The organism is Sphingomonas sp. Leaf357, assembly GCF_001423845.1.
Lineage (GTDB): Bacteria > Pseudomonadota > Alphaproteobacteria > Sphingomonadales > Sphingomonadaceae > Sphingomonas.
In genome coordinates, this window is record NZ_LMPM01000001.1 from 1,248,075 (window position 1) to 1,271,079 (window position 23,005).

General features: G+C 66.0%; 24 protein-coding genes. 12 read left to right on the forward strand and 12 right to left on the reverse strand.

The window, feature by feature from the left end; all coding sequences use genetic code 11:
• The first annotated feature begins 64 nt into the window (after positions 1-64).
• The 3 genes from ASG11_RS05855 to ASG11_RS05865 all read left to right on the forward strand — a co-directional run bounded on the left by ASG11_RS05855 (position 65) and on the right by ASG11_RS05865 (position 2,700).
• Positions 65-763: a TetR/AcrR family transcriptional regulator gene (locus tag ASG11_RS05855; protein ID WP_055776360.1), complete on the forward strand. Its 699-nt coding sequence runs from the start codon at positions 65-67 to the stop codon at positions 761-763.
• Positions 760-1,587, forward strand: a complete 828-nt coding sequence (locus tag ASG11_RS05860; protein ID WP_156363677.1) for a GDSL-type esterase/lipase family protein — start codon at positions 760-762, stop codon at positions 1,585-1,587. Before ASG11_RS05855 ends, ASG11_RS05860 begins: the two co-directional genes overlap by 4 nt.
• Before the next feature lie 123 nt (positions 1,588-1,710).
• The gene (locus ASG11_RS05865; RefSeq protein WP_055776363.1) at positions 1,711-2,700 is read left to right on the forward strand and encodes an aldo/keto reductase; all 990 of its coding nucleotides are present in this window, start codon (positions 1,711-1,713) and stop codon (positions 2,698-2,700) included.
• Between the two features lie 22 nt (positions 2,701-2,722).
• Here ASG11_RS05865 and ASG11_RS05870 read toward each other — a convergent pair whose 3' ends face one another.
• The 5 genes from ASG11_RS05870 to ASG11_RS05890 form a co-directional block, all read right to left on the reverse strand.
• A complete protein-coding gene (locus ASG11_RS05870; protein ID WP_055776366.1) occupies positions 2,723-3,091 on the reverse strand; it encodes a reverse transcriptase-like protein in 369 nt (122 codons plus the stop codon).
• 179 nt (positions 3,092-3,270) lie between these two features.
• Complete coding sequence (locus tag ASG11_RS05875) at positions 3,271-4,275, reverse strand: FAD:protein FMN transferase (RefSeq protein WP_236697400.1); 1,005 nt, start codon at positions 4,273-4,275, stop codon at positions 3,271-3,273.
• A 343-nt stretch (positions 4,276-4,618) separates the two neighbouring features.
• Complete coding sequence (locus ASG11_RS05880) at positions 4,619-5,458, reverse strand: DUF4198 domain-containing protein (RefSeq protein ID WP_055776369.1); 840 nt, start codon at positions 5,456-5,458, stop codon at positions 4,619-4,621.
• Positions 5,459-5,471: 13 nt separating this feature from the next.
• Entirely contained in the window at positions 5,472-5,951 is a 480-nt protein-coding gene (locus ASG11_RS05885; RefSeq protein ID WP_055776372.1) for a DUF2271 domain-containing protein, read from the reverse strand.
• A gap of 11 nt (positions 5,952-5,962) precedes the next feature.
• The gene (locus tag ASG11_RS05890; protein WP_443024474.1) at positions 5,963-6,598 is read right to left on the reverse strand and encodes a PepSY-associated TM helix domain-containing protein; all 636 of its coding nucleotides are present in this window, start codon (positions 6,596-6,598) and stop codon (positions 5,963-5,965) included.
• 172 nt (positions 6,599-6,770) lie between these two features.
• Here ASG11_RS05890 and ASG11_RS05895 point away from each other — a divergent pair, with 172 nt between their 5' ends.
• Positions 6,771-7,664 carry a LysR family transcriptional regulator gene (locus ASG11_RS05895; RefSeq protein WP_055776379.1) on the forward strand — a complete coding sequence of 298 codons (894 nt, stop codon included), beginning with the start codon at positions 6,771-6,773 and terminating at the stop codon, positions 7,662-7,664.
• Here the strand turns inward: ASG11_RS05895 and ASG11_RS05900 are convergent.
• A complete protein-coding gene (locus tag ASG11_RS05900) occupies positions 7,661-8,980 on the reverse strand; it encodes an MFS transporter (RefSeq protein ID WP_055776382.1) in 1,320 nt (439 codons plus the stop codon). The genes ASG11_RS05895 and ASG11_RS05900 overlap by 4 nt on opposite strands.
• Positions 8,981-9,093: 113 nt before the next feature.
• Here ASG11_RS05900 and cyoA point away from each other — a divergent pair, with 113 nt between their 5' ends.
• From cyoA to ASG11_RS19240, 8 genes are all read left to right on the forward strand, one after another.
• Complete coding sequence (gene cyoA / locus ASG11_RS05905; RefSeq protein ID WP_055776385.1) at positions 9,094-10,182, forward strand: ubiquinol oxidase subunit II; 1,089 nt, start codon at positions 9,094-9,096, stop codon at positions 10,180-10,182.
• Positions 10,183-10,190: 8 nt separating this feature from the next.
• Positions 10,191-12,197, forward strand: a complete 2,007-nt coding sequence (gene cyoB, locus ASG11_RS05910; RefSeq protein ID WP_156363678.1) for a cytochrome o ubiquinol oxidase subunit I — start codon at positions 10,191-10,193, stop codon at positions 12,195-12,197.
• A 3-nt stretch (positions 12,198-12,200) separates the two neighbouring features.
• Positions 12,201-12,830 (forward strand): cytochrome o ubiquinol oxidase subunit III, encoded by a 630-nt coding sequence (cyoC, locus tag ASG11_RS05915; protein WP_055776388.1) that lies wholly within the window; start codon positions 12,201-12,203, stop codon positions 12,828-12,830.
• Positions 12,827-13,204: a cytochrome o ubiquinol oxidase subunit IV gene (gene cyoD / locus ASG11_RS05920; RefSeq protein ID WP_055776391.1), complete on the forward strand. Its 378-nt coding sequence runs from the start codon at positions 12,827-12,829 to the stop codon at positions 13,202-13,204. The genes cyoC and cyoD overlap by 4 nt, the downstream gene beginning before the upstream one ends.
• A complete protein-coding gene (locus ASG11_RS05925) occupies positions 13,201-13,884 on the forward strand; it encodes an SURF1 family protein (protein ID WP_055776394.1) in 684 nt (227 codons plus the stop codon). Before cyoD ends, ASG11_RS05925 begins: the two co-directional genes overlap by 4 nt.
• Positions 13,885-13,893: 9 nt before the next feature.
• On the forward strand, positions 13,894-15,204 hold the full coding sequence (locus ASG11_RS05930) for an ATP-binding protein (RefSeq protein ID WP_055776397.1): 1,311 nt from the start codon (positions 13,894-13,896) through the stop codon (positions 15,202-15,204).
• Complete coding sequence (locus ASG11_RS05935) at positions 15,201-15,740, forward strand: response regulator transcription factor (protein ID WP_055776401.1); 540 nt, start codon at positions 15,201-15,203, stop codon at positions 15,738-15,740. The genes ASG11_RS05930 and ASG11_RS05935 overlap by 4 nt, the downstream gene beginning before the upstream one ends.
• A 272-nt stretch (positions 15,741-16,012) precedes the next feature.
• The gene (locus tag ASG11_RS19240; protein WP_055776404.1) at positions 16,013-17,257 is read left to right on the forward strand and encodes an NF038122 family metalloprotease; all 1,245 of its coding nucleotides are present in this window, start codon (positions 16,013-16,015) and stop codon (positions 17,255-17,257) included.
• A 173-nt stretch (positions 17,258-17,430) separates the two neighbouring features.
• Here ASG11_RS19240 and ASG11_RS05945 read toward each other — a convergent pair whose 3' ends face one another.
• From ASG11_RS05945 to ASG11_RS05970, 6 genes are all read right to left on the reverse strand, one after another.
• Positions 17,431-18,102 (reverse strand): spermidine synthase, encoded by a 672-nt coding sequence (locus ASG11_RS05945; RefSeq protein WP_055776407.1) that lies wholly within the window; start codon positions 18,100-18,102, stop codon positions 17,431-17,433.
• 219 nt (positions 18,103-18,321) lie between these two features.
• Complete coding sequence (locus ASG11_RS05950; RefSeq protein ID WP_055776410.1) at positions 18,322-18,627, reverse strand: antitoxin Xre/MbcA/ParS toxin-binding domain-containing protein; 306 nt, start codon at positions 18,625-18,627, stop codon at positions 18,322-18,324.
• 189 nt (positions 18,628-18,816) lie between these two features.
• Positions 18,817-19,038, reverse strand: a complete 222-nt coding sequence (locus ASG11_RS05955; RefSeq protein WP_055776412.1) for a hypothetical protein — start codon at positions 19,036-19,038, stop codon at positions 18,817-18,819.
• A gap of 128 nt (positions 19,039-19,166) precedes the next feature.
• A complete protein-coding gene (locus ASG11_RS05960; protein WP_055776415.1) occupies positions 19,167-21,500 on the reverse strand; it encodes a xanthine dehydrogenase family protein molybdopterin-binding subunit in 2,334 nt (777 codons plus the stop codon).
• Positions 21,497-22,489: an FAD binding domain-containing protein gene (locus ASG11_RS05965; protein ID WP_055776418.1), complete on the reverse strand. Its 993-nt coding sequence runs from the start codon at positions 22,487-22,489 to the stop codon at positions 21,497-21,499. Before ASG11_RS05965 ends, ASG11_RS05960 begins: the two co-directional genes overlap by 4 nt.
• Positions 22,486-22,992 carry a 2Fe-2S iron-sulfur cluster-binding protein gene (locus ASG11_RS05970; protein WP_055776422.1) on the reverse strand — a complete coding sequence of 169 codons (507 nt, stop codon included), beginning with the start codon at positions 22,990-22,992 and terminating at the stop codon, positions 22,486-22,488. Before ASG11_RS05970 ends, ASG11_RS05965 begins: the two co-directional genes overlap by 4 nt.
• Positions 22,993-23,005: the final 13 nt, after the last annotated feature.

Consider the following 23,005-nt stretch of genomic DNA (forward strand, 5'->3'; position numbering starts at 1 on the left):
CGATTTGTCTCGTGCCAATTTCGCTGCAGCGCGATATGATCGCCCGCCCGCCGACGGAGGATCGATGACGAAGATTGCGGAGAAACCCCGGCGGACCAAGGCCGAGCAGCGCGCCGAGAGTCTCGAACAGATTCTGGATGCCGCGGAATATCTGTTTTCCGAAGGCGGGCTGCACGGCGTGACATTGAAGGACGTGGCCAAGCGCGTCGGCGTCCACACCTCGCTGCTGCATTATTATTTCGACGACAAGAAGGCGCTGTTCGATGCGGTGATCGCGCGCCGCGCGCCGATCACGACCGAACGTCGGATGGCCGCGCTCGCCGCCTATGAGCAGGAATGCGGCGGCAAGCCGACGGTCGAGGGCGCGCTGCACGCCTATCTCGACACCGATCTCGATCTCTACAGCCAGTCCGACGATGGCTGGCGGCGGTATGGCGCGCTCGGTGCGTTGATCAGCAACACGCCGGAATGGGGCGCGGAACTGATGGATACGCATTTCGACGTGGTCGTGCTGCGACTGATCGGTTTGCTCAAGCTGGCGCTGCCCGAGTGCGCGGAGGAAGACCTGTTCTGGGGCTATCATTTCGTCACCGGCGCGCTGATGCTGACGCTGGCGCGAACCGGGCGGATCGACAAATTGTCGCACGGCCTGTGCCGGTCGGACGATTTCGCCGCGGTGAAGGCGCGAATGGCGAACTTCATGGCGGCCGGCTTCATCGCGACCTGTGCCGCCCGCGCGGCCGAGCGCGACAAGGCGGCATGAGTGCCTGCCCGCTGCTTCTCGCCGCGGCCCTGATCGCCGCGCCGGCCTTCGCGCAGGACGGGGCACCGGTCGGCATCGTCGCCGATCCGTGCGTCGGCGCGCCGGTCAGGCCTGCCTCCATGCTCGACTATTTTCGCTCGCTGCTGGCGGGGAAGCCGGTGCCGCCGCCGGCCGCCGACATGGCCGCATACAAAGCGGCGCAAGACGCGATGAAGGGGCGGGACTGGGCCGATCTGTGCCATTACCGGGCGGAAAATCGGAAGGTGGCGAAGTTGGCGCCGTCGGGGCGTCGCGTCGTGTATATGGGGGACTCGATCACCGAGGCGTGGGGGCTGGCCGATCCCGAATTCTTCAGCGCCGGGCGGATCAACCGCGGGATCAGCGGGCAGACGACCGCGCAAATGTTGCTGCGATTTCAAGGAGATGTGATCGCGCTGCAGCCGGCGATGGTGCATATCATGGCCGGGACCAACGACATTGCCGGGAATACCGGGCCGCAGACATTCGGCGATGTGCAGAACAACATCGTCGCGATGGTGACGTTGGCGAAGGCGAACCATATCCGCGTGGTGCTCGCCTCCGTACCGCCGGCGTTGAAATTCCCGTGGCGGCCGGCGCTGGCCCCGGAGCCGCAGGTGCGGGCGATGAATGCGTGGCTGAAGGATTATGCGGCCAAGGTCGGCGCGACCTATGTCGATTATCACGCGCTGTTGGCGACGCCGGAGGGCGCGATGCAGCCGGCGATGACGCTGGACGGGGTGCATCCGAACGCCAAGGGTTATGCCGCGATCCGAGCGTTGAGCGCGTCGGTCACGGCCGAATAGACCGGATCACTCCGCGGCATTGATGAACCGCGGATATGACGGCATGCCGATCGTGCGGTCTAATGGCGGCATCGTCGCACACTTATCTCCGGCGCATCGGAACACGATGCAGGAGATACGACCATGCAAACGCGCGTATTGGGCAGGAACGGGCTGGAGGTTTCGGCGATCGGCTTCGGCTGCATGGGGCTCGATTTCGCGTACGGCCAGGCGCTCGGCCGCGACCAGAGCATCGCGCTGATCCGCCAGGCGGTGGAGCGCGGCGAGACGTTCTTCGACACCGCCGAGGCTTACGGGCCGTACACCAACGAGGAAATCGTCGGCGAGGCGCTGACACCGGTGCGAGATCAAGTGACGATCGCGACCAAGTTCGGCTTCGACATCGTCGATGGCAAGAATGTCGGCACCGACAGCCGGCCCGACCATATCCGGGCGGTGGCCGATGCCTCGCTCAAGCGGCTCGGCGTGGAGACGATCGACCTGTTCTATCAGCACCGAGTCGATCCGAACGTGCCGATCGAGGATGTCGCCGGCGCCGTCAAGGATCTGATCGCGGCGGGCAAGGTGCGCCATTTCGGCATGTCCGAAGCCGGCGCGCAGACCTTGCGCCGGGCGCATGCGGTGCAGCCGGTGAGCGCGACGCAGAACGAATTTTCGCTGTGGACGCGCGACGTGGAAAGCAACGGTATCCTCGACACGTGCGAGGAACTCGGCATCGCCCTGGTCGCGTTCAGCCCGCTCGGTCGTGGCTTCCTGACCGGCGCGATGAGCAAGGACACGCGGTTCGGCGAGGGCGATTTCCGCAAGACGCTGCCGCGCTTCACGCCGGAGGCGATGGAGACAAATCAGGCGCTGATCGACTTGCTCAAGCGGATCGCGGGCGACAAGGGCGCGACGCCGGCGCAGGTCGCGCTGGCCTGGCTCCTGGCGCAGAGGCCGTGGATCGTGCCGATCCCGGGCACGACCAAGCTGCATCGCTTCGAGGAGAATATCGCTGCGGCCGACCTCGTACTGAGCGAGGCCGATCTGGGCGGGATCGCCCACGCTCTGTCCGACATCGACGTCGAGGGGGCGCGCTATCCCGAGCAGTTGATGGCCTCGGTAGGGCGATAAGGCCAAACGATCGCCTGCACGATCAGCGGTCGTGCAGGCGGTCGAGCGCGATCCCGGCGAGGTTCTGCGTGCGCTTGATGTAGCGGACGCGCGGCGGGGTTTCGGCGAGCGCGCGGAATGCCGGCATGTGGGTACGGCCGACGCCGCGACATTTGACCGTGCCATTGGCCTGCCCGATCACGGCGGCGGCATCGCCGAGCAGGACGAAATCGGTCAGTCCGTGATGCTGCGCGAGGCGCACGGCGTGGATCAGCGCGAGCCATTCGGCGTCCATGCTCGTGCCGAAGCCGAGGTCGGGAACGACGTGCGCCTGCCCGGCAATGACGACCGCGATCTCCATCGCGCCGGGATTGGGGCGGCAGCCGCCGTCGAAGAAGATCTTGGTGCGCATTGGCGGGGTGGTGGCGATGGTTTGGGTTGGGGGCAATCCCTGCACCAAACCCGTTCGTGCTGAGCTTGTCGAAGAACTGTTCTTTCTTCGTTGGACAATTCCGGTGGCACGAAGAAAAAAGCAGCCCTTCGACAAGCTCAGGGCGAACGGGTAGTGGGGTTTGGGACAGTTGGGAGAGTTCAGTTTTCGGTGAGCATCGCAATCAGCGCCGGAGATATGTGCTCTAGAATTCCCCCCTCGCCCAGGGTCAGGATCCGCGCCGCAAGTCCCCGCTCGCCCGCCAGCGCCATCCCATCCCGAGCCCCCAGCACCGTGAGCGCCGTCGCCCAGGCGTCGGCGGCAAGCGCGGAGATATGGATGACGCTCGCCGACACCACGCCGTTGGCGGTGGGCCAGCCGGTGCGCGGATCGATCGTGTGGCTGCCGCGCCGGTAATCGCCCGAGGTCGCCACCGCGAGACCGTGCAGTGCGATCCGCATCGGCGCGAGGGTCTGGCCGGGCGGGGTTTCGAGATCGACCCACCATGGCTGACCGTCGGGACGCACGCCGCGCCCGACCAGTTCGCCGCCGATCTCGACCAGTGCATGCACGATGCCCAATGTGCCGAGCAGATCGGCGACCGCGTCCACCGCATGGCCCTTGGCGATGCCCGACAGATCGAGCGACAGGCCGCCGGGCTGGTGCAGGCGGCGGTCGGCGGGCGTGAAGGTCAGCCGGTGCCAGCCGGATGACTCACGTGCGGCAGCTATCTCAGCGGCAGTCGGGGCGCGATCGGCAGGTTCGGGGCCGAAGCCGTGCAGGTCGACCAGCCAACCGATCGCGGGATCGAAGGCGCCGCTAGTGGCCTTCGCGATCGCCAGCCCTTCGGATATGACGTGCGCGAAATCGGGCGGGAGCGTCGCCCAGCGTCCGCCGGCCGAACGGTTGAAGCGCGACAGCAATGAGGTCGGCGACCAATGGCTCATCTCGGCAACGATTTTGTCGAGCCGGGCGACGATCGCGGCGTCGACACTGGCGGCCGTTACCCCCGGCGGCAGGATGGCCCGGACGTTCCAGCACGTTCCCATCGCCTCGCCGCCGAGATTGGTGATCGTGGTGGTCGGATCGAGGCCGTCGAATGCCGCCGGGGAGATCGTCGCGGGCAGGGCGATCCTCGGCGCAATGGTTTCAGAGGCGATCGGCATGCGCGGACTGATCCTCTGCTCGCGCACCCAAGAACCAACATCGTGATCCCGGAACGCGTCGGTGCTTATCCCCTTCGAACGAGTATTCGTCATTCCCGCGCAGGCGGGAATCCATACTGGCTTACCTTTCGCTTCATAAACGGCGTCAGAGCTTATGGATCCCCGCCTTCGCGGGGATGACGGCTTCATACTTGCTCAAGAGGTATAAGCGCTGACCTGTTTCGGGGTCCACCGTGCAGCACATTCAAAGACGGTAGAGAATTTGGCACGGTGGATCCCGGAACAAGTCCGGGATGACGAATCTTTCCTTCGCCGGGGGCGTGTCAACGGCGAGAGGCGGGCATCACGGCGTCAGCACTTCCAGCGTCGTGATATAGCTCATGCGCCGCTCGGTGGCGCGCGGGGTGGTGGTCCTGGCGTCGGTGGCGGTGGCGTTGAGCCAGTACATGCCGGCGGTCGGCCATTTTACGCTCAGTATGCCGTCCGCGCCGGTGGTCAGGTCCATCGCGCCCTCGGCGTTGCGATAGCGCTTGCCGCCGGGGATCACCGTCACCTTCAGGCCGGCGGCGGGCTTGCCGTCGATCAGGAACCTGAACTTCGCCGTTTCGCCCGCGACGAGTTCGTCGGGGTGGGTGACGGGCGCGAATTCCAGGCCCTTGCCGGTCGTCGCGAACACTTTCGTGGTCGGTTCGCCCGAGGTGAGGAACACTTCGTTGCGCATCGACACTTCTGCGATCTTCACGTTGGTGGCGTTGGCGGGGATGTCGGCGATGGTCAGCAGGGCGGGCATGCCGGGGCGCGGCGGGCCGCCACGACCGCCGACGCGCTTCTCCACGCCGTCCACCGTGAAGCTGCCCATCACGTTCGACATCGCCGTGCCGACCTTCCACGTGCCGGGCTTGTCGAGTTCGATATCGAACACCGACCGGTAGCGACCGGTCGATGCGTTCTGCAATTTGCCCTCGCTGCCATCGGGCTGCCACACCTTCACGCCGTCGAGCCGAAGCGGCTGGTGATCGGCGAAAAACAGGTCGTTCGACACGGCGGCGTCGATCGTCACCCAGGCGTCGGGGCCGGAGAAGACCGTGCCCGAGGGCAGCATCCACATGCGGTGGGCGGAGAGCATCGCGGGCACCGAGACCAAGGCGGCGGCGGCGAGCAGGTGGGCGGTGAAGCGCTTCATGGGATCGGTCCTCTTAGCGGGCGGAAACGGTGACGGCGCCAAGCTCGGCCTTGCCGGAGCCGCGCGCGGCGGGGTTGGGGACGGTGAGCGGCAGGGTGATGAGTTCGCGCCCCCCCGTCTCGCGCGCGGCCTCGACGTTCAGCACGTATTGGCCGGGCTTGATATTGTCGGGCAGCTTCACGCTGTACTGGCCGGGCGCGCGCGTCGCGCCGCTGATGCCGTCGGCCGGCACCGTCATCGATCGTCCGCCCTTGCGCCACCAGGCACGCAGATCGGCGAGATATTTGGTGCCGGCCTCCTTGCCGGTCTTCTTGGTCTCGTACCACAGGGCGATCGTGCGCGCCGTGCCGCCGCCGGCGGGCTCGAGCCAGATCGCCACGTATGGCCGGTGATATTCGGCGACCTTCTGCGCCGGAATGGTGACGGTGATCGTGCCCGCCATCGCCGGGCCGGCGAGGACGCCGCTCAACAGAACCAGATTCGATGCGCGCATGACGGATCCCCTTAGTGGATGAAGATGATGGCGAGCAGGACGGGCACGATCAGCCCGGCGGCGACGATCGGCCAGGTCGTCGGGCGGTGCCGCGCATGGAGTTGCAGCAGCAACAGGCCGGTGAGCGTGAACAGCACGCACGCGACGGCGAAGATGTCGATGAACCAGCTCCATGCCGCACCCGAATTGCGGCCCTTGTGGAGATCGTTGAGATAGGCGATCCAGCCGCGATCGGTCTTTTCGGACGTGATCCTGCCGCTGGTGCGATCGATGCTGACCCAGCCGTCGCCGCCGGGGCGGGGCAAAGCGACATAGACCTCCGCGTCGGACCATTCGCCCGGCTTGCCGGCGGGATCGAGGCCGACCGCCTGCTTCACGGCGGCGGCGACCGGCGCGGGCAGCGGGGCGTCGCCGGCGGCGGGCGTCTTCAACTGCGGCAGGAGCGCGGGCGGCAGCATGCCGGCCTTGTCGGCCACGACCGGCGTGGCGTCGATCGATGCGGCATGGTTCAGCGTGATGCCGGTGATCGCGAACAACAGCATGCCGATCAGCGACACGGCGGCGCTCATCCAGTGCCAGGTGTGCAACTGCTTCAGCCACCAGCCACGCCATCTGCGTTTCGGCTTGCGCGCGGGCGCGGCGGTGATGGGTTCGTGGCGAGTCACGTTCGCCGCCTAGCGGGGTTGGGCGGCGATTTCAATATTGTTGCGAATGATTATCATGTTCATGGGAAAGCCTTCGCGGGAATGACGAATACGGAGCACAGCATCCGGACAGGTCCGGGGTGACGAAGGTGGGAACGCCCTTTAGGGTCGGTGGATGCAACGCGAAGACCTGGTCGACCTGAACGCCTTCATGGCCGTGGCGGAGGCGCGCAGCTTCACGCGGGCGGCGGCGCGGCTGGGCACGTCGCAATCGGCGCTGAGCCATACGGTGCGGCGGCTGGAGACCCGGCTCGGCGTGCGGTTGCTGACGCGCACGACGCGCAGCGTCGCGCCGACCATCGCGGGCGAGCGGTTGCTGGCGACGCTGGGGCCGGCGTTCGACAGTATCGGGGCGGAACTGATGTCGCTCGGCGATCTGCGCGATCGGCCGACCGGCACGATCCGTATCACCACGTCCGAACATGCCGCGACGACGATCCTGTGGCCGGCGCTCGAACGCTTCCTGCCGGCCTATCCCGACGTGCAGGTCGAACTGAGTATCGATTCCAGCCTGACCGATATCGTGACCGACCGTTTCGATGCTGGGGTGCGGCTGGGCGAGGCGCTGGCGCGGGACATGGTCGCGGCGCGGATCGGCCCGGACATGACGATGGCGGTGGTCGGGTCGCCGGACTATTTCGCGCGGCACCCGGCCCCGCTGACGCCGCAGGATCTGGCCGCGCACAATTGCATCAACCTGCGCATGCTCAGTTCGGGCGGTCTGTATGCCTGGGAATTGGAGCAGGGTGACCGCGAGCTGCGCGTCCGCGTCGAGGGGCAGTTCGCCTGCAACAACTCGACGATGATCGTGCGCGCGGCCGCGAGCGGGCTTGGCCTCGGCTTCGTGATGGAAAGCGCGGTGAGCGAGCATCTGCGCGACGGGCGGCTGGTGCGCGTGCTGCAGGAATGGTGCCCGTCCTTTCCGGGCTACCACCTCTATTATCCGAGCCGGCGTCAGCCTTCGGCGGCGTTTTCGCTGCTGGTGGAAGCGCTGCGCTATCGCGATTAGCGGCCGGCGAGGTTCTTGTTCACGCCCAGCGCCACCAGGGTGCCGATCGCGCCCGACAGCAGGTACAGCCCGGCCGCGAGCAGCCCGAGCCGGGTCGCGAGCAGCAACGCGACCAGCGGCGCGAAGCCCGCGCCGAACAGCCACGCCAGATCGGATACGAGCGCCGAGCCGGTATAGCGCGATTCGGTCGAGAAGCTGGAGGCGACCGCGCCCGAGGATTGCCCGAACGACAGGCCGAGCAGGGCGAAGCCGATGATCATGAACGCCGCCGCGCCGACCTCGCCGGTGTCGAGCAATTGCGGGGCGAAGCCGCTATACACCGCGATCGCCGCCGCCGAGACGCCGAGCACCGAGCGCCGGCCGTAGCGATCGGCGAGCAGGCCCGAACTGACGATCGCCAGCAGCCCGACGGTCGCGCCGACGATCTCGACCATCAGGAAGCGCGGCGCGGTCTCGGCGGTGAACAGCACCACCCAGGACAGCGGGAACACCGTGACCATGTGGAACAGGGCGAAGCTGGCGAGCGGGGCGAACGCGCCGACGACGATCTTCCAGCCGTCCGACCGGATCGTCGCGGTGACGCGCGAGGCGCGCAATTCCTGGTTGCGGAACAAGGTGTCGTATTCCGGCGCGACGACCATGCGCAGCCGCGCGAACAAGGCGACGACGTTGAGCGCGAAGGCGACGAAGAACGGATAGCGCCAACCCCAGTCGAGGAAATCCGTCGACGACAGGTTGGCGAGGAAATAGGCGAACAGCCCGCTCGCCACGATCAGGCCGAGCGGCGCGCCGAGTTGCGGGATCATCGCGTACCAGCCGCGATGTTTTTCAGGCGCGTTCAGCGCGAGCAGCGAGGCGAGCCCGTCCCACGCGCCGCCCAGCGCGATGCCCTGGCCGATACGGAGGACGCACAGGATCGCCGCCGACAGCGCGCCGACCTGGGCGTAGCCGGGCAGGAACGCGACCGCGACGGTCGAGGTGCCGAGCAGGAACAACGCGATCGTCAGCTTGATGCCGCGCCCGTAATTGCGATCCACGCCCATGAAGATCAGCGACCCGATCGGCCGCGCCACGAACGCCAGCGCGAAGATCGCGAACGACCACAAGGTGCCGGTCAGGCGATCAAGATAGGGAAACACGATCTGCGGGAAGACCAATACCGAGGCGATGGCATAGACGAAGAAGTCGAAGAATTCAGACGTGCGCCCGATGATCACCCCGATCGCGATCTCGCCGGGATGCACCTGGTGATCGCCGTGCGTGTTGATCGCGCGGGCATCGTGCTCGATCTGGCTCGAGGATGCGTTGGTGGCCATCCGGCGGTTCCGTCCTAAAATTCGATCCGGCCTTGTAGCGCGGGATCGCCGCCGATGGGCATAGGACAAATTGTCCAATCGTGATGTGCCGGATGCGGGCGTAGGCGGCGAGGATGTTCTCGAACCGCCTTCGCCGCAGTCTTGCGGGCACCATCGCGCCGCTGGCGCTCCTCGCGCTCGGCGGATGCGGCATGCAGGTGCTGGATCCCGCCGGCGACGTCGCGCGGCAGCAGGCGCACATCCTGCTCGTGTCGACCGGGCTGATGCTGCTGATCATCATCCCGGTGATGGCCCTCACGGTGCTGTTCGCCTGGCGCTACCGCGCATCGAACACGAAGGTCGAGCACAAGCCGGACTGGGACCATTCGACGGGGCTGGAACTGGTCATCTGGGCCGCGCCCCTGCTGATCGTCATCGCTTTGGGGGCGATCACCTGGATCAGCACGCACACCTTGGATCCCTATCGCCGGCTCGGCCGGATCGCGCCGGGCCGGGCCGTGGCGGCGAACGCCAAGCCGCTGGAAATTCAGGTCGTCGCGCTCGACTGGAAATGGCTGTTCATCTATCCCGAACAGGGCGTGGCCACCGTCAACCAGCTGGTCCTGCCGCTGAACCGCGAGGTGCGTTTCCGCATCACCTCGAGCACGGTCATGAACTCCTTCTACGTCCCCGCGCTCGCCGGGCAGATCTACGCCATGCCCGGCATGGAGACGAAGCTGCACGCGGTGCTGAACACGCCCGGGCGGTTCGAGGGCTTCTCCGCCAATTACAGCGGCGCGGGATTTTCGGGCATGAAGTTCGCCGTCGCGGGCATGGACGAGGCCGGGTTCGAGAATTGGGTCGCGCGCACGAAGGTCGGCGGCGGGCTGATCGATGCCAAGGCGTATCGCGCGATCGAACGTCCGACCGAGAACGTCGCACCGCTGCGCTGGTCCTCGGTCGAGCCGAAGCTGTTCGATCGTATCGTCCAGATGTGCGTCGTGCCCGGCACGCAGTGCATGTCCGAGACGATGGCGCACGACATGCGGGGCAAGATGGGCGGCACGATGGGCCATGCGATGCCCGCGCCGACCAACGACAATGCCAAGCCGAACGAGACGGAAGGCGCGCTGCTCCGCGATCCCAAGGAGCTGGGCAAATCGGCCCGTCCGCCCGCCGCCTCCACGCCAGTCGATCCCGCCACTCACCCAGATCATCGCTAAGGCCGATCATGTCCCCTGAGCTTCTCAAGATCCTGTTCGGGCGCTTCACGCTCGATGCGCTGCCGCTGCACGAGCCGATCGTCGTCATGACGTTCCTGGCGGTGGCGGCGGGCGGTGCGGCGCTGATCGCGGTGCTGACCTATTACAAGGTATGGGGGTATCTGTGGACCGAATGGTTCACCTCCGTCGATCACAAGCGGATCGGCGTGATGTACATGATCCTCGGCCTGATCATGCTGCTGCGCGGTTTTTCGGACGCGATCATGATGCGCCTGCAACAGGCGATGGCGTTCGGCGCCAACGACGGATATCTGCCCGCGCACCATTACGACCAGGTGTTCACCGCGCACGGCGTGATCATGATCTTCTTCGTCGCCATGCCGTTCGTCACCGGCCTGATGAACTTCGTCGTGCCGCTGCAGATCGGCGCGCGCGACGTATCCTTCCCGTTCCTCAACAATTTCAGCTTCTGGATGACCGCGATGGGCGCGGCGATCGTGATGATGAGCCTGTTCGTCGGCGAATTCGCCACCACCGGCTGGCTCGCGATGGCACCGCTATCGGGGATCGACGCATCGCCGAGCGTGGGGGTGGATTATTATATCTGGGCGTTGCAGGTCGCCGGGGTCGGCACCTTGCTGTCCGGCATCAATCTGGTCGCGACGATCGTCAAGATGCGCGCGCCGGGCATGACGATGATGAAGATGCCGGTCTTCACCTGGACGGCGCTCTGCACCAACATCCTGATCGTCGCCGCCTTCCCGGTGCTGACGGCGGTGCTCGCCCTGCTCGGGGCCGATCGCTATCTCGGTACGCACTTCTTCACCAACACCATGGGCGGCAACCCCATGATGTACGTCAACATGATCTGGATCTGGGGCCATCCGGAGGTCTACATCCTGATCCTGCCGGCGTTCGGCGTGTTCAGCGAAGTCACCTCGACATTCAGTGACAAGCGCCTCTTCGGTTATACCTCGATGGTCTATGCCACGGTGGTCATCACGATCCTGTCCTACCTCGTGTGGCTGCACCATTTCTTCACGATGGGGTCGGGTGCCAGCGTCAACAGCTTCTTCGGCATCACGACGATGATCATCTCGATCCCGACGGGCGCGAAGATCTTCAACTGGCTGTTCACGATGTATCACGGGCGGGTGCGCTTCGAACTGCCGATGATGTGGACGGTCGCCTTCATGCTGACCTTCACCGTCGGGGGCATGACCGGCGTGCTGCTCGCCGTGCCGCCGGCCGATTTCGTGCTGCACAATTCGCTGTTCCTGGTCGCGCATTTCCACAACGTGATCATCGGCGGCGTGGTGTTCGGCATGTTCGCCGGCATCACCTACTGGTTTCCCAAGGCATTCGGCTTCAAGCTCGACGAATTCTGGGGCAAGCTGGCCTTCTGGTTCTGGGTCGCGGGCTATTGGTTCGCGTTCACGCCGCTCTACGTGCTGGGGCTGATGGGGGTGACGCGCCGGTTGCGCCACTTCGACGATCCGAGCCTGCAGATCTGGTTCATCATCGCGGCGTTCGGCGCGTTCCTGGTCGCGCTCGGCATCCTGTCGCAGCTGATCATGTTCTATGTCAGCATTCGCGATCGCAACACCGATCGGCTGCGCGACGCGACCGGCGATCCGTGGGGCGGGCGCACCTTGGAATGGGCGACCAGCTCGCCGCCGCCGGCCTACAATTTCGCCTTCACCCCGGTGATCCACGATCTCGACGCGTGGTACGACATGAAAAGCCGCAATCATACGCGTCCGACCGAGGGGTTCCGCGCGATCCTGATGCCGCGCAACACGCCGACCGGCCTGTATCTGGCGGTGTTGAGCGCGGTGTGCGGCGTGGCGCTGATCTGGTACGTGTGGTGGCTCGCCGGGCTCAGCCTGATCGGCATCGTCGCCGTCGCGATCCATCACAGCTTCAACTACGACCGCGAGTTCCACATCTCGCGCGAAGACATCGTGACGTCCGAGGATGCGCGTACGCGCAGCCTCGCGGCGCTGGAGGCCTGACCCATGGCGCAAGCACAGGCACAGGCGCTGCCCGACCGCGAAATCTTCTATCTGGCCGACGAGCACGATCACGAGGCCGGCGGCAGCACGATGCTCGGCTTCTGGATCTATCTGATGAGCGATTGCCTCATCTTCGCGATGCTGTTCGCGTGCTACGGCGTGTTCGGCGGCAGCTATGCCGGCGGGCCGACGCCGGCCGAGATCTTCGAACTGCCGCTGGTCGCGGTGAACACGACGATGCTGCTGCTGTCGTCGATCACCTACGGCTTCGCGATGCTGGCGATGGAGGAAAAACGCAAGACCGGCACGCTTGCCTGGCTGGCGATCACCGGGCTGTTCGGCCTGTGCTTCATCGGCATCGAACTCTACGAATTCTCGGCCTTGATTCACGAAGGCGCGACGCCGCAACGCAGCGCGTTCCTGTCGTCCTTCTTCCTGCTGGTCGGCACGCACGGGCTGCACGTATCGCTCGGGATCGTCTGGCTGGTGACGTTGATGGCGCAGGTCGGGCGGTTCGGATTGACCGTGGCCAACAAACGCCGGCTGATGTGCCTGTCGCTGTTCTGGCATTTCCTCGACGTCATCTGGATCGGCGTCTTCACCTTCGTCTATCTGCTCGGAGTCCTCAGATGAGCGCCGAAACCCACGCCCATGACGATGGGCATCACGATGCGCCGGGCCACGGCACGCGCAGATCCTATCTGATCGGCTTCGCGCTGTCGGTGGTGCTGACCGCGATCCCGTTCTGGCTGGTGATGAGCGGCGCGATCGCCGACAAGCAGTTGACCGCCCTGATCATCATGGGTTTCGCGCTGGTGCAGGTGATCGTGCACATGATCTACTTCCTGCACATGAACACGCGATCGGAGGGCGGCTGGAACATGATGGCGCTGATCTTCACGATCGTGCTGGTCGCGATCGGGCTGATCGGGTCGTTGTGGGTGATGCATCACATGAACCTGAACATGATGCCCGGCATGGAAATGAACGACACGAGCGCGATGTGAGGCGCTGGATCGTCGGTGCGCTTGCGCTGCTGGCGATCGCGGGGCTGATCGCGCTGGGCGTTTGGCAGCTCGAGCGGCGCACCTGGAAGCTGGCGCTGATCGCGCAGGTGGAGCGTCGTCTGGCCACCGCGCCGGTGCCCGCGCCGGGGCCGGGAGATTGGCGGCGGATCGGACGCGACGATGCCTATACCCGCGTGACGGTGCACGGCGTGTTCGCGCAGGATCGCGAGACCCTGGTGCAGGCGGCGACGGCGCTCGGCGGCGGCTATTGGGTGCTGACCCCGCTGATGACCGATCGCGGGTTCACCGTGCTGGTCAATCGCGGTTTCGTGCCGCCCGAACGGAAGATCGGTCCGCGGCGGGCGACGGGAGAGGTCACGATCACCGGGCTGTTGCGGGTAAGCGAGCCCGGCGGCGGATTCTTGCGCCACAATGATCCGGGGGGGAACCGCTGGTATTCGCGCGACGTCGCGGCGATTGCGGCCACGCGCGGGCTGACGCATGTCGCCCCCTATTTCGTCGACGCCGATGCCGTGTCCGAACCCGGTTCGCCGCGCGGCGGGCTGACGGTGATCGCGTTCGCCAACAACCATCTGCAGTACGCGCTCACCTGGTTCGCGATGGCGGCGATGCTGGCCGGCGCGAGCCTGTGGATGGCGTTCGGGCGCGGCCGGCCCTAACGTCGCGCCATGGCCGAGGCGCGCATCTTCAACTGGCGGGATCAGGCGCTGCGCAGCGCCGACGCGGTGGGCTCGCGCAACATGTTGCTGCTCACCCATCTGCGCTGGATCGCAGTGCTGGGGCAGGTGGCCACGATCCTGGTCGTCCATTTCCTGATGCACGTCAGCCTGCCGGTCGGGCCGATGATCGCGGTGGCGGGCGGGCTGGCCGCGCTCAACGTGGCGACGCTCATGGCGCTCGTACGCGGGCGGGAGGTGGCGAACTGGGAATTGTTCGCGGCGCTGCTGATCGATTTCGCGGCGCTGACCGCGCAACTCTATATGAGCGGCGGCGCGACCAACCCGTTCGCGCCGATCGGCCTGTTGCAGGTGGTGATCGGCGCGGTGCTGCTGCGGCCCTGGTCGAGCTGGTCGCTGGTCGCCTTGCACAGCGCCGCCTTCGGACTGCTGGCCGTATACCACCGCGAACTGATCCTGCCGCCGGGGCTGGCGAGCACGCTGTCGCCGGTGCATCTGCTGGCGAGCTGGATCAACTTCGTCCTCGCCGCGGTGCTGCTGGTGTTCTTCGTCACGCGCATCGGCCGCAACCTGCGAACCCGCGACGCGAGCCTCGCCGAGATGCGGCAGCGCGCGGCGGAGGAGGATCATATCGTGCGCATGGGCCTGCTGGCATCGGGCGCGGCGCATGAACTCGGCACGCCTTTGTCCTCGCTGTCGGTGATCCTGGGCGATTGGCGCAGACAGCCCGCCTTCGCCGCCGATCCCGGGCTGGCCGAGGAGATCGGCGACATGCAGGCGGCGGTGGCGCGCTGCAAGGAGATCGTCGGCGGCATCCTCTACGCCTCGGGCGAGGCGCGCAGCGAGGATCTGGAACGCACGACGTTGCGCGCCTTCCTGCTCGGCGTGGTCGACCAATGGCGCGCGCAGCGGCCGGACCTGCTGACCTTCGCCGATCGGCTCGGCGGCGATCGGGTCATCGCCGCCGATCGCACGCTGGCGCAGATCCTGACCAACGTGCTCGACAATGCCGCCGAGGCCGGGGCGACGCGCGTGCAGCTGATCGCCGAGCGCATCGAGGGCGATCTGGTGCTGACGGTGCGCGACGACGGGCGCGGCTTTCCGGCGGAGATGCTGGCGGGCGTCGGCAAGCCCTATCGATCGAGCAAGGACCGGCGCGGTGCCGGGCTGGGCCTGTTCCTGGCGGTCAACGTGATGCGCAAGCTCGGCGGATCGGTGGAGGTGCGCAACGCGGCCGATCGGGGCGCGGAGGTGACGCTGTCGGTGCCGCTCGCCGCGCTCGCGCTGGAGGATGCGGCATGACCGGTCTGCGCCGGCTGCTGATCGTGGAGGACGATGCCGGCTTCGCGCGCACCCTGACCCGGTCGTTCGAGCGGCGCGGGTACGAGGTGCGCGCGCTGAACGACGCGGCCGGACTGCCGGCGTTGCTGGAGGTGTTCGCACCGGAGTTCGCGGTGGTGGACCTCAGACTCGGCGGGGCTTCCGGCCTGACCTGCGTGGCCGCGTTGCACGCCCGCGATCCGGCGATGCGCATCGTCGTGCTGACCGGGTTCGCCAGCATCTCGACCGCGGTCGAGGCGATCAAGCTCGGCGCCACCAACTATCTCACGAAACCCTCCGACAGCGACGATATCGAACGCGCCTTCGGTCGGGTGGATGGCGACGCCGAGGCGGATCTCGCGGTGCGCCCGACCTCGATCAAGACGCTGGAATGGGAGCATATCCATCAGGCGCTGGCCGAGGCGGACTTCAACGTCTCGGAAGCCGCGCGCCGGCTCGGCATGCATCGCCGCACGCTCGCGCGAAAGCTGGCGAAGAGCCATCTGCCGAAATCCTGACCATCGCGCAAAGACGACTTCCAGGTCGCCCGACGAAAACCGACCGATGCCAAAATAGACGATATCGTCATTTATTGCATTGACGCGGGGGAGCGTGAACAGATTCTGTCAAAGTACTGCGGCGCTTGTAATAATTTCTTACAATTGCGTTAAGATCGGTCTCCGGGATCGGCTTTTTCCTTGGATTTCCGGGCTTGGCACGGAGCATGCAGAGCAGGGGCGGGATGCGAAATCGACGGCTGCGGGCCGCTCGATCATAAAGGGGATACAGTATGAAGTTGAAGGCTCTTCTCTGCGGCGGTGCCGCGATGGTTGCGCTCGCGACCGGTGGCGCGAATGCCGCGACGATCGTTCTGGTCGATCAGGGCTTCGCCGGCACGGCTGCGCAACAGGCACAGTTCCGCATGGGCTTCCAGATCGCCGCCGCCTATTGGGGCGCGACGCTGACCAACAACATCACGATCAAGCTCGGCGTCGGTACGGCCGCGCTCGGCACCGGGATCATCGGTTCGACCGGCAGCTCCGGTATGGACTACAGCGTCGCGAACTGGGAAGCCGGCGTCAACGCGACGAAGAGCAACTCGGCGACCGACACGGGTATCGTTCTACCGACGCTGACCAATGGCGCGGCTGCGTTCATCACCAACGGTCCTGCGAATACCGCAAACAACACCGGCATCAACTCCACCACGCTTCGTTACGATAACAGCACGACGGGTGCCGCTTCCACAAACAACAAGGTGCTGTATCTCAATACCGCAAATGTGAAGGCAATCGGCGGCACTGCGGTGTACGATGCTACGAATACCCAGCAGCTCGACGGTCAAGTGCAGTTCAGCACGAACTTCAACTTCGATTTCAACCCGACCGACGGCATCACGGCGAATACGTTCGATTTCATCGGCGTCGCCATCCACGAGATCGGCCATGCGCTGGGCTTCGTTTCGGGCGTCGACTATCTCGACTATTACGGCACCCCCAACGGCCCCGGCCGCACCGGTACGCAATTCAACTTCGACACGACGTCGATCTTCTCGGCGTTGGACATGTTCCGCTACAGCACCGATCCGACGAATATCGCACCCGGTACGGGTCCGTCGCTCGATCTCTCGCTCGGCGGCACGAAGTACTTCTCGATCGATGGCGGCCTGACGGCGTTGTACGGCAACACCTTCTCGACCGGCGATTACAACGGCGACGGCAACCAGGCGTCGCACTGGAAGGACACGGCAGGCTGCGCCATCGGCAACGGCATCATGGATCCGACCTTCTGCTTCGGTCAGACCGGCTACATCACCGCGCTCGATCTCGCGGCATTCGATGCGATCGGTTACAATCTGGCGCTCGACTCGCGCGGTGCCAGCTACCTGACCAGCACCGGCCAGATCTACACCCGGTTCGCCAACGCAGGCGCCGTGCCTGAGCCGGCAACCTGGGCGATGATGCTGATGGGCTTCGGCCTGGTTGGTGGCGCGATGCGCCGTCGCAAGGTTTCGACGACCGTTTCGTTCGCCTGAACCTCACTGAGTTAAACGGGGGGAAAGCCGCCGGCCGAAAGGTCGGCGGCTTTTTCTTTGGGTGCCGGACCTGCCAAGGCGTGGGCGGGCATGTGCTTCGACAAGCTCAGCGCGAACGGGGAGGGATTGAGCTTGGATACTTCCGGCTCGGCGGCCCGAGAGGTGACGGCGGCTCACTCCGCTTTGGACGCGAACCAGATCGTGTAGGGCGAGCGATCACGACCGCACTCGGCGGGGATGCTCGCCTGCTCCACGGCGAAACCACATTGCTCGAGGCGACCGACGAACGCATCGTCGATATAGGCCGACCAGATCGCCAGCACGCCGCCAGGCCTGAGCGCCGCATGCGCCGATCGCAGGCCCCAATTGCAATAGAGACGATCATTGGCGACGTGGATGAACCCGTCCGGGCCGTTATCGACGTCGAGCAGGATACCGTCGAATCCTTCGGGCGCTTCCGCGATCACATCGTGCACGTCGCGGATTTCCAGCGTGACGCGCGGATCGGTGAGGGAGTTGCCGAACAGATGCGCGAGCGGCCCGTTCGCCCAGGTGACGACTTGCGGCACCAGTTCCGCCACGACGATCTTCGTGCTGTCCGGAAACGCGTTCAAGGCCGCACCTAGCGTGAAGCCCATGCCCAGCCCGCCGATCAGTACCCGGTCCCGCCGCGCGCCCATCCGGAGATGCGCGAGCGTGGCCAAGGCCTTTTCGGATTGCGGTGCCTCGCTGCCCATCAGTTCGTCTTCGCCGAAACGGATCGAATATTCCGGCCCCGACCGTAACAGGCGGAGTTGACCCCCGCCGGGAATCTCGGCGGTATCGACGACTTCTACTGGATGCATGGGGCCCCGTTCTTTTTAGCGTCGCGACGCAGTTGGATGTGCGTTGTGGTTCTGAAGCTTGATGACTTTAGTCGAATCGCGGTTTCGCACATCGTCATTCCCGTGAAGGCGGGAATCCATAATCACTGTACTTCATGAGACCCACTCCGCTCAGCCAGTATGGATTCCCGCCTTCGCGGGAATGACGGAAGATATGGTTCAACCTGACGTCATCAGCCTCTAGGATTGCGCCGATGCCCGGCGCGCCAACGCCTCTTCGACCGCGATCAGCCCTGCTGCGCTCTCGATCGCCAGATCCAGTGGCCGCCCGAGCCCGTCATGATCGGCGTTGAGAAAATCCATCGCGGCCCCGGCCCCGGAGAAGGAGCGCAATGCGGCGGACACCGCGCGCCCCTGACGGGCGGCCTGTTCGGCTGACAGCTTGGGCTGGTTGTGGCGCTTGGCGAAGCGGTTCTTGGCCGGCTTGTCATAGAGCGAAGGGGTGTCGATCGCCGCGGGAGCGGCGGGTGCTGAAAGTCCAGCCATCGGGCTATTCCTTTTATTGATCTCGAAAGTTCGAAAGATGTCGGAAGGCGGGGGACTTGAAGGTCACAAACTCATCCTCCGTTCGTTTCTATCGCAGTCGATGAACCCTGGCATCGTGCATGTGGCCTGTTTCTCGACTGCGCTCGAAACGAACGGGGAAAAAGGCGATCCAAGCAAAGTCATCTTGCTCTAACGCCCCATGCGGCCGACCAGCGGCACGCGCGCCACGGCTCCGGTGATCAGCTTCGACCTGAACGCCTTAGCGATCACGGCGGTATCGTCGAGATTCATCAGCACGACCCGTGTGCCGCCGCTGCGCAGAGCCTCGATCGCGCTGATCGTCACGCCATGGCGGGCACACATCGCGGCGACATCGGCCTGGGGTACGCTCAAATTCAGTGCGCGAGACATGCAGCTTCCTCGGTATGAGCGGGAGCATCACGTCTCTCAGTCGCAGCCATGCCCGAAGCGTTGGCGCGATGACACCCATATGGGGTGTTGTCGCCGCCGAAACAATCGCGGGCGAAAGCGAAACCTTGTTACAGCAATTTGTCCAACGTGATCGGCAGGTCGCGCACACGCTTCCCGGTCGCGTTGTAGATCGCGTTGGCGACCGCTGCGGCAACACCGGTGATGCCGATCTCGCCCACGCCGTGCGCGCCCATCGGCGTGTGCGGATCGGCGATGTCGGTCCAGATCACGTCGATCTCGGGCACGTCGAGATGCACGGGCAGGTGATATTCGGCCAGGCTGGGATTCATGATACGACCGTTGCGCTCGTCGAACTGAGTCTCCTCCATCAGCGCCATGCCCAGGCCCATGATGATCCCGCCCCGGAACTGGCTGCGCGCCGTCTTGGGGTTGAGGATACGGCCGCAGTCGAACGACCCGAGCACGCGGCTCACGCGAGTCTCGGCGGTGACGGTGTTGACGCGCACCTCGCAGAAGATCGCACTGTGCGAGTGCATCGACCAGTGCATCAGTTCGAGCGGCGGCGACGCCTCCTCGGTCACAACCACGCTGTCGCGCTGCGCCCGGCCGAGGATCGAGGCATAGCTTTCGCGCCGGCCCGGCTCGTCGAGTTTGGCGAGGCCACCATCCTCGCTGCCCACCTCGTCCGGCGACAGGCCGGCGAGCGGGGAATCGTTGCCGGCGAGCTTGAGCAGTTCGGTGACCAGCGCGCGGTGCGCCGCGATCACCGCCGCGCCGATCGCCGCGGTCTGTTGCGACCCGCCGGCAAGGATCGCGCCGGGGATGATCGATTCGCCATAGCCCACGGACACCTGATCGAGCGGCAGTCCGAGCCGCTCGGCCGCGACCATCGCGGTGGTGGTGGAGGTGCCCATGCCCATTTCGTGCGCGGCGACCTCGACCGTGGCATGCGCGTCGCGCGTCAGGGTGATCCGCGCCGCGGCCCCCGGCATCCGATAATAGGGATAGGTGCCCTTCGCACAGCCCATGCCGACCAGCCATTCACCCTCGCGCCGGCTGCTCGGCACCGCATTGCGCGCGGTCCAGCCGAACTTCTCCGCGCCCGCCCTCCACGCCTCGACGATGTGGCGCGAGGAGAAGGGCAGGCCGGAGATCGGATCCTTGTCCGGCTCGTTCGCGATGCGCAGCTCGATCGGGTCCATGCCGAGTTCGACCGCCAATTCGTCGATCGCCGATTCCATGGCAAACGTGCCGACGGACTCGCCGGGCGCGCGCATGAAGGTGTTGGCGAGCATGTTCATCGTCACCGTATCGACCGACAGCTTCAGGCTGTCGGATGCGTAGGAGGAGCGGGTGCCGGTAATGAACGGTTCGGGCATGTTGTTGTGCGGCGTCATCGCGATCGTGCCGGTCTGGATCAGCGAAGTGAAATGGCCATCCGGCCGCGCCCCGAGCGCGACGCGCTGTTCCGTCACCGTACGCCCGCCGACCGTGCGGTACACGCCTTCGCGCGACAGGGTGATGCGCACCGGACGCCCGGCCAGTTTCGCGGCGGCGGCACCCATGATCTGGTGATCCCACAGGCATTTGCCGCCGAACCCGCCACCGACATAAGGCGAGGTGACGCGCACCTGTTCGGGTTTCAGATCGAACACGTCGGCGATCGTGATCGCCTCGGCGGTGACGAGCTGGCTCGCATCATGGATGATCAGTTCGTCGCCGATCCAGGCCACCGTCGTCGCATGCGGTTCGATCGCATTATGGTTGTGACGCGGCGTGGTGTAGACATGGTCGATCCGGCGCGGGGCCTTCGCCAGCTCCGCCTCGGCATCGCCGATCTCGTTGAGCAGCGGCTGGCCCATGAACAGGCCGGGCTGCGCGCCGGCCGCCTTCGCCGCCGCGAACGAGGTGGTCGAGGGTTCGGCGGCATAGGTGGCAACGATCAGCGATGCCGCATGATCGGCCTGTTCCTGCGTCTCGGCGAGGACCAGGGCGATCGGCTGACCGTTCCAGTGGATGCGATCGTCCTGCATGATCGGCAGGTCGGCCGGCCCGGCGGCGGTGGGCGACGACCCGAACACGGCCGGCTTGTTCATGCGCGGCGCGTTCTTGTGGGTCATCACGGTGACCACGCCCGGTGCGGCCTCCGCGGCGGCGGTGTCGAGCGTGGCGATACGCCCGCGCGGGATCGTCGCGAAGACCAGCGTGGCATAGGTCATGTCCTCGTACACGAATTCGGCGGCGAAGCGCGCGTCGCCCTTGACCTTCAGCGGCCCGTCGAGCCGCGAGACCGACGTGCCGATCAAGCCGTGCTTCCGCGCGATCAGCGGATCGGGCACGCCGCCGGGAATCCAGCGATCGGGTGCGAGCGGCACCAGTTTGGCCATCGCGCCCTGCATCAGCGCCTGGGCGGTTTCCTTGGCGGTATCGACGATGCTCATGCGGCGGCTCCGGAAAGTTCGGCGAGGACGGCGACGAGGGTGCGCTTGGCGAGTTCGATCTTGAAGCCGTTGTCGCGTAGCGGCCGGGCGTCGCTGAGTTCGGCGATCGCGGCATCGCGAAACGCCTGTTCGTTCGCCGGGCCGCCGCGCAACGCCGCCTCGGCCTTCGACGCGCGCCACGGCTTGTGCGCGACGCCGCCGAGCGCGATCCGGACGTCCTTGATCTGGCCGCCCTCGATCTCCAGCGCGGCCGCGACCGAGATCAGAGCGAACGCGTAGCTCGCCCGGTCGCGGACCTTGCGATAGGTGGAATTGGCCGCGATCGGCAGCGGCGGCAGTTCGATCGCGGTGATCAGGTCGCCCGGCTCCAATACGGTGTCCAGTTCGGGATGCTCGCCGGGCAGGCGGTGCAGATCGGCGAACGGCAGGCTCCGCCGACCGCGTCCGCCCTCCAGATGCACGGTCGCATCCAAGGCGGCGAGCGCGACGCACATGTCCGATGGATGCGTCGCGACGCACGCCGGGGACGCGCCGACGATCGCGTGGATGCGGTTGAAGCCGTCGATCGCGTCGCAGCCCTGGCCGGGGGTACGCTTGTTGCAGCGCGACCCGTCCGTGTCGTAAAAATAGGTACAGCGCGTGCGTTGCAGCAGATTGCCGCCGACCGTCGCCATGTTCCGGATCTGAGCGGACGCGCCGGCCAGGATCGCTCGGGTCAGCATCGGATAGTGCGTGCGCACGAAGCGATGTTCGGCCACCGCCGTGTTGCGCACCGCCGCGCCGATCAGCAGGCCGCCGGCGTCGGTCTGCGCGATCGCATCGGAAAATCCGGTGACGTCCACGAGCCGCTCGGGCCGCGCCACGTTTTCCCGCATCAGGTCGACCAGATTGGTGCCGCCGCCGAGATAGGCGGTCGCGGCGTCGGCGGTCGCGCCGAGCCGCAGCGCTTCGGCGGTGTCGCCGGCGCGGGCATAATCGAACGGGGTCATGCCGCCATCTCCGCCGCCACCGTTTCGCGGATCGCGTCGATGATCCCGTTATGCGCGCCGCAGCGGCACAGATTGCCGCTCATCCGCTCCTGAAGTTCCTCGCGCGTCAGGGCGATGTCGGCCGACAGATCGGCGCTGACATGGCTGGGCACGCCGCGCTTCGCCTCGGCCGCCATGCCGATCGCCGAACAGATCTGGCCGGGGGTGCAATAGCCGCACTGGAACCCGTCATGCTCGATGAACGCCTGTTGCAGCGGATGCAGGCCGTGCTCGTCGGCCAGCCCCTCGATCGTGGTGATCTCGCGCCCGTCATATTGTACCGCAAGCGAGAGGCAGGAGAGGATGCGCTGTCCGTCCACCAGCACGGTGCAGGCACCGCATGCGCCCTGGTTGCAACCCTTCTTGGTACCGGGGAAGCGCAGATCCTCGCGCAGGAAATCGAGCAGCGACACGCGCGGATCGGCGGGAACCGCGAACTGCGATCCGTTGACGGTTATCGGCATGGGAGACCCTCCT

Excerpts from the sequence above, each read along its gene's own strand:
- ASG11_RS05965 (WP_055776418.1), bottom strand. The coding sequence starts at position 22,489 with ATGACCCCGTTCGATTATGCCCGCGCCGGCGACACCGCCGAAGCGCTG.
- ASG11_RS05960 (WP_055776415.1), bottom strand. The coding sequence starts at position 21,500 with ATGAGCATCGTCGATACCGCCAAGGAAACCGCCCAGGCGCTGATGCAG.
- ASG11_RS05900 (WP_055776382.1), bottom strand. The coding sequence starts at position 8,980 with ATGGCCACCAACGCATCCTCGAGCCAGATCGAGCACGATGCCCGCGCG.
- ASG11_RS05955 (WP_055776412.1), bottom strand. The coding sequence starts at position 19,038 with ATGTCTCGCGCACTGAATTTGAGCGTACCCCAGGCCGATGTCGCCGCG.
- ASG11_RS05875 (WP_236697400.1), bottom strand. The coding sequence starts at position 4,275 with ATGCCGATCGCCTCTGAAACCATTGCGCCGAGGATCGCCCTGCCCGCG.
- ASG11_RS05860 (WP_156363677.1), top strand. The coding sequence starts at position 760 with ATGAGTGCCTGCCCGCTGCTTCTCGCCGCGGCCCTGATCGCCGCGCCG.
- ASG11_RS05880 (WP_055776369.1), bottom strand. The coding sequence starts at position 5,458 with ATGAAGCGCTTCACCGCCCACCTGCTCGCCGCCGCCGCCTTGGTCTCG.
- ASG11_RS05865 (WP_055776363.1), top strand. The coding sequence starts at position 1,711 with ATGCAAACGCGCGTATTGGGCAGGAACGGGCTGGAGGTTTCGGCGATC.
- ASG11_RS05945 (WP_055776407.1), bottom strand. The coding sequence starts at position 18,102 with ATGCATCCAGTAGAAGTCGTCGATACCGCCGAGATTCCCGGCGGGGGT.
- ASG11_RS05950 (WP_055776410.1), bottom strand. The coding sequence starts at position 18,627 with ATGGCTGGACTTTCAGCACCCGCCGCTCCCGCGGCGATCGACACCCCT.
- ASG11_RS05970 (WP_055776422.1), bottom strand. The coding sequence starts at position 22,992 with ATGCCGATAACCGTCAACGGATCGCAGTTCGCGGTTCCCGCCGATCCG.
- cyoD (WP_055776391.1), top strand. The coding sequence starts at position 12,827 with ATGAGCGCCGAAACCCACGCCCATGACGATGGGCATCACGATGCGCCG.
- cyoC (WP_055776388.1), top strand. The coding sequence starts at position 12,201 with ATGGCGCAAGCACAGGCACAGGCGCTGCCCGACCGCGAAATCTTCTAT.
- ASG11_RS05930 (WP_055776397.1), top strand. The coding sequence starts at position 13,894 with ATGGCCGAGGCGCGCATCTTCAACTGGCGGGATCAGGCGCTGCGCAGC.
- cyoA (WP_055776385.1), top strand. The coding sequence starts at position 9,094 with ATGTTCTCGAACCGCCTTCGCCGCAGTCTTGCGGGCACCATCGCGCCG.
- ASG11_RS05855 (WP_055776360.1), top strand. The coding sequence starts at position 65 with ATGACGAAGATTGCGGAGAAACCCCGGCGGACCAAGGCCGAGCAGCGC.
- ASG11_RS19240 (WP_055776404.1), top strand. The coding sequence starts at position 16,013 with ATGAAGTTGAAGGCTCTTCTCTGCGGCGGTGCCGCGATGGTTGCGCTC.
- ASG11_RS05895 (WP_055776379.1), top strand. The coding sequence starts at position 6,771 with ATGCAACGCGAAGACCTGGTCGACCTGAACGCCTTCATGGCCGTGGCG.
- ASG11_RS05935 (WP_055776401.1), top strand. The coding sequence starts at position 15,201 with ATGACCGGTCTGCGCCGGCTGCTGATCGTGGAGGACGATGCCGGCTTC.
- cyoB (WP_156363678.1), top strand. The coding sequence starts at position 10,191 with ATGTCCCCTGAGCTTCTCAAGATCCTGTTCGGGCGCTTCACGCTCGAT.
- ASG11_RS05885 (WP_055776372.1), bottom strand. The coding sequence starts at position 5,951 with ATGCGCGCATCGAATCTGGTTCTGTTGAGCGGCGTCCTCGCCGGCCCG.
- ASG11_RS05870 (WP_055776366.1), bottom strand. The coding sequence starts at position 3,091 with ATGCGCACCAAGATCTTCTTCGACGGCGGCTGCCGCCCCAATCCCGGC.